General features: G+C 63.0%; 16 protein-coding genes. 12 read left to right on the top strand and 4 right to left on the bottom strand.

Annotation, left to right across the window (positions count from 1 at the left end; genetic code table 11):
• Nucleotides 1-85 precede the first annotated feature (85 nt).
• Nucleotides 86-1,072 carry a TraB/GumN family protein gene (locus GOX53_RS18580; protein ID WP_171178947.1) on the bottom strand — a complete coding sequence of 329 codons (987 nt, stop codon included), beginning with the start codon at nucleotides 1,070-1,072 and terminating at the stop codon, nucleotides 86-88.
• Nucleotides 1,073-1,175: 103 nt separating this feature from the next.
• Between GOX53_RS18580 and GOX53_RS18575 the strand changes: the two genes are divergently transcribed.
• The 7 genes from GOX53_RS18575 (at nucleotide 1,176) to GOX53_RS18545 (ending at nucleotide 7,515) form a co-directional block, all read left to right on the top strand.
• Entirely contained in the window at nucleotides 1,176-1,847 is a 672-nt protein-coding gene (locus GOX53_RS18575) for a DUF2161 domain-containing phosphodiesterase (RefSeq protein ID WP_171178946.1), read from the top strand.
• 153 nt (nucleotides 1,848-2,000) lie between these two features.
• The gene (gene groES / locus GOX53_RS18570) at nucleotides 2,001-2,288 is read left to right on the top strand and encodes a co-chaperone GroES (protein ID WP_171178944.1); all 288 of its coding nucleotides are present in this window, start codon (nucleotides 2,001-2,003) and stop codon (nucleotides 2,286-2,288) included.
• A 62-nt stretch (nucleotides 2,289-2,350) separates the two neighbouring features.
• Nucleotides 2,351-3,994 (top strand): chaperonin GroEL, encoded by a 1,644-nt coding sequence (groL, locus tag GOX53_RS18565; RefSeq protein WP_171178942.1) that lies wholly within the window; start codon nucleotides 2,351-2,353, stop codon nucleotides 3,992-3,994.
• Nucleotides 3,995-4,124: 130 nt separating this feature from the next.
• Nucleotides 4,125-4,673 carry a GNAT family N-acetyltransferase gene (locus GOX53_RS18560; protein ID WP_171178940.1) on the top strand — a complete coding sequence of 183 codons (549 nt, stop codon included), beginning with the start codon at nucleotides 4,125-4,127 and terminating at the stop codon, nucleotides 4,671-4,673.
• Between the two features lie 36 nt (nucleotides 4,674-4,709).
• On the top strand, nucleotides 4,710-5,552 hold the full coding sequence (locus tag GOX53_RS18555; RefSeq protein ID WP_171179079.1) for a DMT family transporter: 843 nt from the start codon (nucleotides 4,710-4,712) through the stop codon (nucleotides 5,550-5,552).
• Between the two features lie 38 nt (nucleotides 5,553-5,590).
• Nucleotides 5,591-6,364 carry a triacylglycerol lipase gene (locus GOX53_RS18550; protein WP_171179078.1) on the top strand — a complete coding sequence of 258 codons (774 nt, stop codon included), beginning with the start codon at nucleotides 5,591-5,593 and terminating at the stop codon, nucleotides 6,362-6,364.
• Nucleotides 6,361-7,515 carry an alpha-D-ribose 1-methylphosphonate 5-triphosphate diphosphatase gene (locus GOX53_RS18545; protein ID WP_171178938.1) on the top strand — a complete coding sequence of 385 codons (1,155 nt, stop codon included), beginning with the start codon at nucleotides 6,361-6,363 and terminating at the stop codon, nucleotides 7,513-7,515. The genes GOX53_RS18550 and GOX53_RS18545 overlap by 4 nt, the downstream gene beginning before the upstream one ends.
• Before the next feature lie 89 nt (nucleotides 7,516-7,604).
• Here the strand turns inward: GOX53_RS18545 and GOX53_RS18540 are convergent, their stop codons facing one another.
• A complete protein-coding gene (locus GOX53_RS18540) occupies nucleotides 7,605-8,678 on the bottom strand; it encodes a 5-(carboxyamino)imidazole ribonucleotide synthase (RefSeq protein WP_171178936.1) in 1,074 nt (357 codons plus the stop codon).
• A complete protein-coding gene (gene purE / locus GOX53_RS18535; protein WP_171178935.1) occupies nucleotides 8,671-9,159 on the bottom strand; it encodes a 5-(carboxyamino)imidazole ribonucleotide mutase in 489 nt (162 codons plus the stop codon). The genes GOX53_RS18540 and purE overlap by 8 nt, the downstream gene beginning before the upstream one ends.
• 137 nt (nucleotides 9,160-9,296) lie before the next feature.
• On the opposite strand from purE, the gene GOX53_RS18530 reads away from it, so the two are divergent.
• A complete protein-coding gene (locus tag GOX53_RS18530) occupies nucleotides 9,297-9,611 on the top strand; it encodes a DUF1272 domain-containing protein (protein WP_171178933.1) in 315 nt (104 codons plus the stop codon).
• 2 nt (nucleotides 9,612-9,613) lie between these two features.
• On the opposite strand, the gene GOX53_RS18525 is transcribed toward GOX53_RS18530, so the two are convergent.
• A complete protein-coding gene (locus tag GOX53_RS18525) occupies nucleotides 9,614-9,838 on the bottom strand; it encodes a YdcH family protein (RefSeq protein ID WP_171178931.1) in 225 nt (74 codons plus the stop codon).
• A gap of 165 nt (nucleotides 9,839-10,003) precedes the next feature.
• Between GOX53_RS18525 and GOX53_RS18520 the strand changes: the two genes are divergently transcribed.
• The 4 genes from GOX53_RS18520 to GOX53_RS18505 all read left to right on the top strand — a co-directional run bounded on the left by GOX53_RS18520 (nucleotide 10,004) and on the right by GOX53_RS18505 (nucleotide 12,493).
• Complete coding sequence (locus tag GOX53_RS18520) at nucleotides 10,004-10,417, top strand: Hsp20 family protein (protein ID WP_171178929.1); 414 nt, start codon at nucleotides 10,004-10,006, stop codon at nucleotides 10,415-10,417.
• 3 nt (nucleotides 10,418-10,420) lie between these two features.
• Entirely contained in the window at nucleotides 10,421-10,645 is a 225-nt protein-coding gene (locus GOX53_RS18515; protein WP_171178927.1) for a DUF1150 family protein, read from the top strand.
• A gap of 100 nt (nucleotides 10,646-10,745) precedes the next feature.
• The gene (locus GOX53_RS18510) at nucleotides 10,746-11,633 is read left to right on the top strand and encodes a PhzF family phenazine biosynthesis protein (RefSeq protein ID WP_171178926.1); all 888 of its coding nucleotides are present in this window, start codon (nucleotides 10,746-10,748) and stop codon (nucleotides 11,631-11,633) included.
• Entirely contained in the window at nucleotides 11,633-12,493 is an 861-nt protein-coding gene (locus GOX53_RS18505; protein WP_171178924.1) for a glycosyltransferase family 10 domain-containing protein, read from the top strand. Before GOX53_RS18510 ends, GOX53_RS18505 begins: the two co-directional genes overlap by 1 nt.
• The last annotated feature ends 35 nt before the right edge of the window (nucleotides 12,494-12,528 follow it).

Genomic DNA, 12,528 nt, shown 5'->3' with positions numbered 1-12,528 from the left:
GCGCCTTATAGGGTGGGTCTTGCCGGTTGTCACCCGGCAGCCGCAGGGGTGCGACCCTTGGCCTGCCAGACCACCAACGGGGGCGTCAGAATGCTGCGCGGGATAGGGTAAAGCCCTGTTGCCGGAGCAGGTTCAGAACACCGACACGGCCCGGAAGATGTGCGGCGCCAACCGCGACAACAATGGTGTTTCCCTTGGTCCCGAGGATCACCGGGATCCAGGCACGGTTGCGGCGGTCGAGAATCTGGCGGTCATACTGTTCCAGCAGGCGCGCCACCTCGCGCCGGGGGATGTCGATGTCGCGATACAGTGTCCATTTCTGGATCAGCATCGCCTCGGCCAGGCTTTCCTCGAAATAGGCGTTGCTGAGCGTGACAATCTGGTCGTCAAAGTTGAGGCCGCTTTTGATATCCAGCTCCAGCAGGGCCAACTGATCGCGGATCGGTTGCCGCGAGAGTGAGCGCATGCCGTCGCCGACGCGCTCCAGCGAACCCACCGGCACCCGGTGACGAATCGCGATCCGCTCGATCCGCTCATCAAGGCCCGCATAGGCGGCGATTCCGCGTCCGCCGCAGCCCGAGCGCGACAGGGCCATCGAGATATACCAGGGCTGCAGCCGGGCCAGCAGATCACTGTCAACACCCTCGAAACCCATGCGCAGTTGCAGCATGCTCCAGTCCTCGGCCGACATCATCTCGGGCAGGCCGGGGCCGCGCGGGATCAGCAGGATCGAGGGGTTTTTCCGCAGCACCTCGTCCAGCCTGCTCAGTTCGGCCTCTGTCACTTCAAGCAGGACCGCATCCGCCGACCGGATCACCGGGCGCAGTTTGCGCATCACCTTGCGCATCCGGCTGTCCCCGTTGTGCTGGGTGCCGACCACGTGAATGCGCTTGCTGCCCTTGGTGGCGACCCAGTGGTTGCCATAGGCAAAGGGAGTGTCACGAATCTCCTGTTCCAGCCGTTTCTGGGCGGATGGGGTCAGGTGATTGCGCAAATCCGTCCCGGTGCATCGGGCAAACGCCGGAAAGGCAATGCCCAAACACAGCATCAGGGTGACAATTGCGCGAATCATGGGCTTACTCCTGACACGTGGGGCTTGGGTCATAGTTGCGCGTCCTGCAGCGGCCCGCAAACGCAAATTGTGCCCCCGGTTCTGGAGAGGCTAGCATACGCTTATGGAGCGCGAGCGGGATCTGTACCCACCGATCAAGGAATTGCTGGAAGGCCAGGGCTATGTGGTCAAGGGCGAGGTTGGCGCAGCCGATATCGTTGCGCGCCGCGGGGACGAGCCACCGGTGATCGTCGAACTCAAGCTGCGCTTCTCGCTCAGCCTGTTCCATCAGGCGGTGGCGCGGCTGAAGATCACGGATCAGGTCTACGTCGCGGTTGTGAAACCCAAGGGCAAGACGGCCCGGAGAGCGCTGCGGGACAATCTTTTGCTCTGCCGCCGCCTGGGATTGGGCTTGATCACTGTGCGTACCGACGGGCGGGTCGAGGTGCAATGCGATCCCGGACCCTACGCGCCCCGAAAGTCGAAAGAGCGCACCGCGCGGCTACTACGCGAGTTTGAACGGTTGCAGGGCGATCCCAACGCTGGCGGGGCAACGCGGCACGGGATCGTCACCGCCTACCGGCAGGACGCGCTGCGTTGTGCTGCACATCTGGCCGAGCATGGCACCTGTCGGGGCGCCGAGGTGGCGGCGGCCACGGGGGTGGAACAGGCGACACGTTTGATGCGCGACAATCACTACGGCTGGTTCGACCGTGTCGGGACCGGCCTCTATGCGCTGACACCCGAGGGATCGAAGGGGCTGGAGCACTGGGCCCATAGCTGGGAAGCCGGATAAGTCGCGTTTTTTTTCATCAGGGCGTTGACTCAGGATTTTTATCTGCCTAGCTATTCGCCCGTTAGCACTCACGAGTGACGAGTGCTAACGGCCTCTCGCGACATATCGCGGGGTCGGAAAAGAAACGAACTTTGAGCCCAAGGAGCTGCAAAGATGGCATTGAAACCGCTTCATGACCGTGTGCTGGTTCGCCGCGTGGAAAGCGAAGAGAAAACCGCAGGCGGCCTGATCATTCCCGACAGCGCAAAAGAAAAGCCCAGCGAAGGCGAAGTCGTCGCAACCGGCGAAGGTGCGCGCAAGGATAGCGGCGAGCTGATCGCGATGGCCGTCAAGGCCGGTGACAAGATCCTGTTCGGCAAATGGTCGGGCACCGAAGTCAACATCGACGGTGAAGAACTGCTGATGATGAAGGAAAGCGACATCATGGGGATCATCGAGTAAGCGCGCGCTTTCTCTGATCTCAGATCGCTCAATCCAATCAAGAATTCTCAAGGAGCAAGATAATGGCTGCTAAGGACGTCAAGTTTACCACTGATGCCCGCAATCGCATGCTGGCTGGCGTGAACATCCTGGCCGACGCTGTCAAAGTGACCCTGGGCCCGAAAGGCCGCAACGTGGTTCTGGACAAATCCTTTGGCGCGCCGCGCATCACCAAGGACGGTGTGTCGGTTGCCAAGGAAATCGAACTGGAAGACAAGTTCGAAAACATGGGCGCCCAGATGGTGAAGGAAGTTGCTTCCCGCACCAACGACGAAGCCGGTGACGGCACCACCACTGCAACCGTGCTGGCCCAGTCGATCGTGAAAGAAGGCCTCAAGCAGGTTGCCGCCGGTCTGAACCCGATGGACCTGAAGCGCGGCATCGACCTGGCCACCGCCAAGGTTGTCGAAGGCATCAAAGCTGCCTCGCGCGAAGTCAAGGACTCGGCTGAGGTCGCTCAGGTTGGCACCATCTCGGCCAACGGCGAAGCCGAAATTGGCCGCCAGATCTCGGACGCGATGCAGAAGGTTGGCAACGAAGGTGTGATCACCGTCGAAGAAAACAAGGGTCTGGAAACCGAGACCGTTGTTGTCGAAGGCATGCAGTTCGACCGTGGCTACCTGTCGCCCTACTTCGTCACCAACGCAGACAAGATGATCGCGGAGCTCGACGACTGCATGATCCTGCTGCACGAAAAGAAACTCAGCTCGCTGCAGCCGATGGTTCCGCTGCTCGAGCAGGTGATCCAGTCGCAGAAGCCGCTGCTGATCATTGCCGAGGATGTTGAAGGCGAAGCGCTGGCAACTCTGGTTGTCAACAAACTGCGCGGCGGTCTGAAAATTGCTGCTGTCAAGGCACCGGGCTTCGGCGACCGCCGCAAGGCCATGCTGCAGGACATCGCAATCCTGACCGGCGGTCAGGTCATTAGCGAAGATCTGGGCATGAAGCTCGAGTCCGTCACCATGGACATGCTGGGTACCGCCAAGAAGATCGAAATCACCAAGGACGAAACCACCATCGTCGACGGTGCTGGCGAGAAAGCCGAGATCGAAGCACGGGTTGCCCAGATCCGCACCCAGATCGAAGAAACCTCGTCGGATTACGACCGTGAGAAGCTGCAGGAACGCGTTGCCAAACTGGCGGGCGGTGTTGCCGTTATCCGCGTCGGCGGCATGACCGAGGTTGAAGTGAAAGAGCGCAAGGACCGTGTGGACGACGCTCTGAACGCAACCCGCGCTGCCGTACAGGAAGGCGTTGTCGTAGGCGGCGGTGTCGCTCTGGTTCAGGCCGGCAAGGCCCTGAACGAGTTGGAAGGTGAAAACGCCGACCAGAACGCAGGCATCAACATCGTGCGCAAGGCCATCGAATCGCCGCTGCGCCAGATCGCCGAGAATGCGGGCGTTGACGGTGCGGTTGTCGCCGGCAAAGTGCGCGAGTCCTCGGATGCGGCCTTTGGCTTCAACGCTCAGACCGAAGAATATGGCGACATGTTCTCGTTCGGCGTGATCGATCCGGCCAAAGTTGTCCGTACCGCTCTGGAAGACGCGGCATCGGTTGCTGGTCTGCTGGTCACCACCGAAGCGATGGTTGCAGACAAGCCTGCCAAAGAAGGCGCAGCGCCTGCAGGCGGCATGCCCGACATGGGCGGCATGGGCGGCATGATGTAATCTGCTGCACCTTTGTGCAAAGATTTGAGGGGTCGCCGGTTGGGCGGCCCCTTTTTGTTTTGAATGCCCGCTGCGCGGGCATGCCTCCGGCGGGGATATTTTTGAACAGAAGAAGGGTGGAGGGTGCGCGATGGTCATCGGTCCGGATTCCAGTCGGGAAATGCTTCCGGGTGAAGAGGCCGAGGTGGACGCGTTGTTGCGCGCGGCCTTCGGCGGCGAGGATGAGGTGGCACTGGTCCATGCCTTGCGACGGGATGGCGACATGGCATCGGAGAGTGTTACCTGCTGGCACGGGCGGGTTGCCGGATATGCAGCGCTGTCGCGGATGGTGGCGCCCGAAGGGTGGTTGTGTCTGGCCCCGGTGGCCGTCTGGCTTGAGTTCCAGCGAGGGGCCCTCACACCGGTGGACGGCCGCAAGAAGTACTGGCAGGTTGGGCGCAGACTGGTGAGCATGATCGCGATTGCCGCTGAAAGCCCCGCCCTTGAACAGGTTCCGGCCATCGTGGTTCTGGGCAACCCGGAATTCTATGAGAAATGCGGGTTTTCCCGCGCGAGGGCGGCAAAGCTGAAAACACCCTACCCGTCTGAATACACTATGCTGGCCGCACCGGGTGAGGATGTGCCAGAGGCGGAACTGATCTACCCGCCCGCCTTCCTTGCGCCTCAAACACAGATTTGAGTTTCCTGCCGAAGCGCCTCGGGTTATGGCCGCATGATGCGCCTGTTTTTGTTGACCTGCCTCACCATGACCGCCTTTGCGGCCAACTCATTGCTCAACCGTCTGGCGGTGGAGAGTGGCGGCAGCGATCCCAGCAGTTTTGCCGTGCTGCGGGTTTTCGCCGGGGCTGTGACGCTGGCGATGCTGGTGCGGATGCGGGGTGGGCGTCTGCCGCTTTGGTCAAGCCGGCGCATGATCGGCGCGGGGGCGCTGTCGCTTTACATGGTCGGGTTTTCGACGGCCTACCTGACGCTTGATGCGGGGCTGGGGGCGCTGATCCTGTTCGGCGTCGTGCAGATCACCATGTTCGGGGTAACCTCTGCCACCGGTTCGCTGCCCGCTGCGCGGCAACTAGCGGGCGCGGGTATCGCCTTTGGCGGGCTGGTCTACATCCTCTGGCCTGCGGGAACGGTGCAGGTCGATCCGGTAGGTGCCGTGTTGATGGCGCTGGCCGGAGTGGGTTGGGCGGCCTACACGCTGGCCGGGCGGGCGGAGGCGGATGCGCTCGCGGGCACAGGAGCGAATTTCGTGGTGGCTCTGCCGGTTACCGGCGCGGCCATTCTGATTTTGGGTGGGAGTTGGGGTATGACGCCCATCGGGGCCGGGTTGGCGATCCTGTCGGGTGCGGTGACCTCGGGGCTCGGATATGCGCTGTGGTATAGCGTATTGCCGCAACTGACGGCCTCGGTGGCAGCCACGGTGCAACTGAGCGTTCCGGTTATTGCCATCATTGGCGGCGTTCTGTTGCTGGGCGAGACGGTTGGCCTGCGGCTGATGCTTGGTACGGTGTTGGTGCTGGGCGGAATTGCGCTGGCCGTATCGCGGCGTCACCCGGGCTGAGGGTTTTCCTGATGTCCGTTTCCAAGTATCCCGCTGGTATGCGGTATCTGGTGCTTCTTCTGCTGTTTCTCTGGCCTGCGGCCCTGCGGGCCGAATGTGTGGTGCTGTTACACGGGCTGGCGCGGACCGAGGCGTCTTTTGCGGTGGTCGAGCAACTGTTTCTAGCCGAGGGCTATGACGTGGTGCGCCCTGGCTATCCGTCCACCGACCTGCCGATTGCGGATCTGGCCGAGCGGACGCTGCCGGCGGCAATGGCGGAGTGCGGCGATCAGCGCACGCATATCGTGGCGCATTCCATGGGCGGGATTCTGGTGCGCTATTGGCTGCGCGATGGGGCACCCGAAAATCTTGGCCGCGTGGTCATGATGGGGCCGCCGAATCAGGGCAGCGAGTTGGTAGATGAGCTGGGCGATTGGGAGGTGTTCGGCCTTTTGCACGGGCCTGCGGGCCTGTCGCTGGGCACCGGCCCCGGCAGCGTGCCGCTCGGCCTGCCGCCGGTGAATTTCGATCTGGGCGTCATTGCCGGGTCGAACTCGCTGAACCCGCTGTTTTCGTCGGTCATTGAGGGCCCGGATGACGGTAAGGTCTCGGTCGCCTCGACACGGGTTCAGGGGATGGCAGATCACATCGTGCTGCCGGTCACCCATACTTTTATGATGAACAACCCCCGCGTCATCGCGCAGGCGCTGCATTTCATCGAATTCGGGCGGTTTGATCCCGAGATTTCATGGCTGGATGCGGTGCTGGATACGATTGACGAGATCTGCATCGGGCAGGATTGCTCGGAGCCGCAATCGGAACCGACGCAATGACCGCACTCGACCTGACGTTTAGCGGGGCGGATGTGCTGCTGCCGGGTGAGGGCGTGGTGCGGAGTGAACTGTCGATAGCCGATGGGGCGGTAGTCGAGGCCGCCGGGTCCGGAAGACGAGTGGATCTGTCGGGCTATCTGATCCTGCCGGGTATCGTGGATTTGCACGGCGACGGGTTCGAGCGGCATCTGGCGCCCCGGCGTGGGGCCATGAAGCAGATGAACGAGGGCATCATCGCGACCGAGGCCGAGCTAGCCGCCAACGGCATCACCACCGCCGTGCTGGCGCAGTTTCACAGTTGGGAGGGCGGGTTGCGCGGGCCGGAGTTCGCGGCGCAGGTCTTTGATGCGATTGCGGCGGTCCAGGATGAGGTAGTGACCGACCTAATGCCGCAATTGCGGTTCGAAACGCATCTGCTGGAGGACTATGATGGCCTGCCCGAGCGTCTGGCGCAGTGGGGCGTGCCTTATGTGGTCTTCAACAATCACTTACCGCATGACCGTCTGGCCGAGGGGCGCAAACCGCCGCGCCTGACCGGGCAGGCGCTGAAGGCCGGGCGCAATCCCGAGGCGCACTTCGAGTTGCTGATGGCACTGCATGTGCGGTCGGCCGAGGTTCCGGCGGCGCTAGATGTACTGTGTGCCCATCTTACGGCGCAGGGGGTGCGGATGGGCAGCCATGACGATGCGACTGCTTCGGGTCGCGCAGTCTGGCACGGGCGCGGGGCCAGGATTGCCGAGTTTCCAGAAACGCTGGAGGCGGCGGAGGCGGCCAAGGCGGCGGGCGATCACGTTATTCTGGGTGCGCCCAATGTGGTGCGGGGCGGTTCGCACAAGGGCAATGTCAGCGCGGTGGAACTGATCGCCATGGGGCTTTGCGATGCGATCGCGTCGGATTATCACTATCCCAGCCCGCGCCGGGCGGCGCTGATGCTGGTGCGGTCGGGGCTGCTGGATCCGGCCGAGGCCTGGGCGCTGGTTTCGGAAGGGCCTGCACGGGTGCTGGAATTGCCGGATCGTGGGGTGCTTGCCCCTGGCAAACGGGCGGATCTGGTGGTGCTGGAGCAGGGTTCGCACCGGGTGGCGGCGACGCTGTCGGCGGGGCGGGTCAGCTATATGAGCGGGGATATCGCGGCGCGGTTCGTAAGTTAGGTCCCTGAGTGAGGCTACACGGCGCCTCGGGCCCGGCGGGCCCTCGTTACCGCGTGCGAAATCCTTCGGGGATTTCGCAGGTGCCGGTGTCAGGCGGAGCGCTTGACGCGGTTGATGTGGCCCATCTTGCGGCCCGGTTTGGTCTCGGCCTTGCCGTAGAGGTGGATCGCCACATCACGTTCCTGCGCCAGTTCGGGCAACCGGTCCATATCGGCGCCGATCAGGTTCTCCATCACCACGTCCGAATGGCGCTGCCCGTCGCCCAGCGGCCAGCCGGCCACGGCGCGGATATGCTGTTCGAACTGATCCACGGCGCAGCCATTCTGGGTCCAGTGGCCGGAATTATGCACCCTCGGCGCGATCTCATTCACGATCAGGCCCTGCGGCGTCACGAACAGCTCGACCCCCATCACGCCTACATAGTCCAGCGCGTTCAGGATGTTGGCGGCGAGCAGAACCGCGTCTGTCCGTTGCGGTGGCGACAGGCGGGCAGGGGCGGTGGTGGTGCGCAGGATGCCGTCGCTGTGGATGTTCTCACCCGGATCGAAGCAGGCCACCTGACCGTCCAGCCCGCGTGCGGCGATGATCGAGACCTCGTGGGTGAAGTTCACGAAGCCTTCAAGGATCGCGGGTGCGCCTGCCATGTCGGCTAGCGCGGTCTCAGCATCCCCGGGCGTATTCAGCCGCGCCTGTCCCTTGCCGTCGTATCCGAAGCGGCGGGTTTTCAGGATGGCGGGGGTGCCTATGGTCTCGATGGCGACCTGAAGGCTGGTCAGATCGGTGATGTCGGCAAAAGGCGCGGTTTGCAGGCCGAGGCCTTGCAGAAAGGTCTTTTCGGTCAACCGGTCCTGGCTGACCCGCAGCGCCTCGCGCCCCGGGCGGATCGGACAGTGCGCCTCAAGCAGGTCGAGCGCCTGGGTGGGGATGTTCTCGAACTCGTAGGTGATGACATCGACCGAGGCGGCGAAAGCCTCAAGTGCGGCGGCATCGTCATAGGCCGCCGTGGTTACGCGGTCGGCGACCTGTCCGGCGGGCGGGTTGGCGCCGGGTTCATAGATATGGGTGGTTAACCCCAGCCGTGCAGCCGCGACCGAAAGCATGCGGCCCAACTGGCCGCCGCCGAGGATGCCGATGGTTGCGCCGGGGGAGAGGGTTTCAGTCATCGCTCGGAGCCTCCGGGATCGAGGCCGAAAGCGCCGCGCGCCAGTCGTCGAGCCTCTTGGCCAGTGCCGCATCCTGCAGCGCCAGAATGCCAGCCGCCATCAGGCCTGCGTTGGAGGCCCCGGCAGCGCCGATGGCCATGGTGGCGACCGGATAGCCCTTGGGCATCTGCACGATGGAATAGAGCGAATCTACGCCCGAGAGCGCCTTGGTCTGTACTGGTACACCGATCACCGGCACCCGGGTTTTCGAGGCCATCATGCCGGGCAGATGCGCTGCCCCTCCGGCGCCCGCGATGATCACGTGCAATCCGCGATCCGCTGCGGTCTTGCCATAATCCCACAGCCGGTCGGGTGTCCGGTGCGCCGAGACGATGCGTGCCTCGTAAGCCACGCCCAACTCGTCCAGAATATCCGCTGCACCTTTCATGGTCGGCCAGTCCGACTGGCTGCCCATGATGATCCCTACCTTTATCTCGGCCATCCACTCTGCCCCCGGCTTAGGAAAGAGCGCGCACTATAGCCAAATCGGGCGGTGTGGCAATGCGGTACGAAGGGCGCGCGCAAGGGGTTTTCGCCGGGGCCGAATCCCGGGTATTCAGGCGGGGATTGGAGGTGCTCATGCTGGAACTTCGCCCCAACTGCGAACTATGTGACCGCGACCTGCCGCCCGACAGTGCTGAGGCGCGCATTTGCAGCTATGAATGCACCTATTGCGCCGATTGCGTTGAGGCGCGGCTGCACAATGTCTGCCCAACGTGCGGTGGCGGTTTTGCGTCCCGTCCGATCCGCCCGCGCAAATCCTGGCGGTCTGAATTGAAGTTGGGCCTTGCCAACCACCCGGCCAGCGACAGGCGCCGCCATTCCAAGTTCTCGCAGGACGATATCGCCGACCATGTGGCCCGCATCCGGGATATCCCGCCCGAGGACAGGTAGGTTCAGGCGATGATGTCGGGGGTCAGGCGATCCTCGATCAGCCGGATGATGTCCTTGAGGCGCAGTTTCTGCTTTTTCAGGCGTTTGATCGTCAGCTGATCCGCAGTGGCCTTGGCCTCGAGCGCTTCGATGGCTTCGTCCAGATCGCGGTGCTGGCGGCGGAACACTTCCAATTCGACCCTCAGAACTTCATCGGTTTTCATCGACAGATCGGTGGGTGCATTCATGGGCGACTCGGCTCTTCTTAGTACTGTTTGCGCGACAGGATACGCGGTCGGGATGTTTTCGCCTAGACCTTGTGGAAGCCGGGGATTCTCCCCATATTCACAGGGGCGCGGCTGCCTGAGCGGGGCCGTGCGCAACGTCGCTTTGACAATAAAGGACGAGAAAACGTGTCGAAACTTACTCTGGGTTCATACCCGCATCTGCTTGGGTTTGAACAATTGGAACGCCTTCTGGAACGTTCGGCCAAGGCCGGGAACGAAGGCTACCCGCCCTACAATATCGAACAGACCTCGGATTTTTCCTACCGGATCACGCTGGCCGTGGCCGGTTTTGCCGAAGAGGATCTGGCGATCACCATCGAGGATCGGCAACTGGTGATCCGGGGCCGTCAACGCGACGACAGCGAGGGGCGCGTTTTTCTGCATCGCGGCATTGCCGCGCGTCAGTTCCAGCGCATGTTCGTGCTGGCCGACGGGGTTGAAGTGGGCGAGGCCGTGATGGAAAACGGTCTGCTGCATATCGATCTCAGCCGCGCGGTGCCGGAAACCGTGGTGCAGACGATCAGTATAAAGAAGGGGTAATCGATGCATACACCGTATGAATTCAAGGAAGAAGGCAGCCGGATCGTCTACGTCAAGGCTGTCGATGTTGCCGACCTGCCGCATGACGTGCGGGTGCAGGCGGGTGACCGCGCGCAGCTTTATGCCGTGCATGACGCGGACGGCCAGCAACTGGCGCTGGTCGCCGACCGCAACCTGGCCTTTACTCTGGCCCGGCAGCACGACCTGTCTCCGGTCGCGGTCCACTAACCGATTTGACGTGACAATTGCCGCCGTTCGGGCGAAACATGCAGCCCGGTCGGCAGGGCATTCCCGCCGTCCCAAGGGTTGACCACGCGGGAGAGGGCGGATGAGCTGGTTCGATTTCGATTGGGTGGATGCCTTCAGCGACCGCGCCTTTGGCGGCAATGGCTGCGCTGTGGTGCATGGCGGCGCGTCCCTGCCCGAGGCGGTTTGCACCGCTTACGTCCGTGAAACCTCGCTGGTCGAATGCACCTTTACCGGGCCGTCAGAGGTCGCCGATATCCGCGTCCGCTATTTCCTTGCCAGCCGCGAGATCCCTTTTGCCGGTCATCCCACCATCGCCACCGTCGCTGCCATGCGGTCGCGCGGGATGATCAAGGGCGATGCCCTGACGCTTGAGACCGGGGCGGGGATCGTCTCGATTCGCCTTGCCGGTGACGAGATCGAGATGACGCAGGTTGCTCCGCAATTCGGTGCTCTGGTGCCCGCCGAATTGGTGGCCGAAGGGATCGGGCTGAATGCCGATGCGATCATTTCGCCGCCGCAGATGGTGTCGACCGGTCTACCGTTCTGCATCACCGTCCTGCGCGATCACGCGGCGCTGCGCGCTGCGCGGCTGAATGTCGAGGCCCTGCGCCGGATGGCCGAAACCCAAGGCTATGACGGTACAGACATGATGGAGCCCTTTCTGGTGACGCTTGAAGGCGCGACAGACGCGGGCGACACGTTCTCGCGCCTGCTGATGGCGCCGCCCAGCCCGCCCGAGGACCCGTTCACCGGCTCGGCTACCGGGGCGATGGCGGCGTATCTGTGGAAGCGCGGGCTGATGGACAAGGATAGTTTTGTAGCCGAACAGGGCCATGACATGGGCCGCCCGGGCCGCGCCACCGTCACCCGCTTAGGCCCGCCTGAGGCGATGACAGGCATTCGCGTCGCGGGTACCGGACATGTGCTTATGCGCGGTCAGGTCGATCTGCCGCAGGAGGTCGCCTGATGCCCGACCCCGCAATTGCCGTCCTGCCCTACGGGCTACGGTTGGGCCCCGATCTAGCGCAACTGCCGGCGTCCGATCTGATCTGGCCGCTGGGCTGTCCTGACCGGCTGGCCAGCGCTACCGTGGGCGATCTGGAGCGCACTGACCACATCATCATGTTCCCCAACACCATGGCGCATTTCCGTTTGCGCCGTGGCACGCGGGCGCGGATCTCGCTGATGATGGGCGAACCGGCGGCGATCCATGCCAAGCATATCAAGCTGCTGCGCTACACTTGGCGGCGTTTTTATCGCGTCTTCACCTTTCACGAAACGCTGGTGAACAGCCTGTCCAATGCGGTGTTTCTGCCCTATGGCACCACCTGGGTGCCGGAATGGCGCGATCTGCCGCTGGAGAAAACCAAATCCTGCTCACTCATCGCCTCGGCCAAGCGGGACACCACCGGGCACCAGTTGCGCCACGCAGTGGTCGAATGGGTCCGCGAGACCGGGCAGGACGTGGATATCATGGGCCGGGGCTATACCCCGTTCGAGCGGAAATCCGACGGGCTGGCGCCCTATCGCTATTCGGTGGTGATCGAGAACGTGCAGGAGCCGAATTATTTCTCGGAAAAACTGATCGACGCGATCCTCTGTAACACCGTCCCGATCTATTGGGGTTGCCCCAATATCGACCGGTTCATTGACCCGGAGGGGATGATCGTCTGCAACGGCAAGGCCGACATCCGGCGCGCCATCGAGGCCGCTTCGGTAGCAGATTTCGAAAAGCGCCTGCCGCTGATCCAGGCGCTGCAGCCGGTCGCAGCGCAATATGCCGATTTCGAGCGTCGCGCTGCCGAGGCATTGCGGGCCACACTGTAGACCGTTCGACGCCATACCACCTTGAACCCCAACCC

It is taken from the genome of Ruegeria sp. HKCCD8929, from assembly GCF_013031405.1.
In the GTDB taxonomy this organism is placed as follows: Bacteria; Pseudomonadota; Alphaproteobacteria; order Rhodobacterales; family Rhodobacteraceae; genus Ruegeria.
Note: the sequence above shows the minus strand (reverse complement) of the source record. Positions and strands in the feature narration are given on the sequence as shown.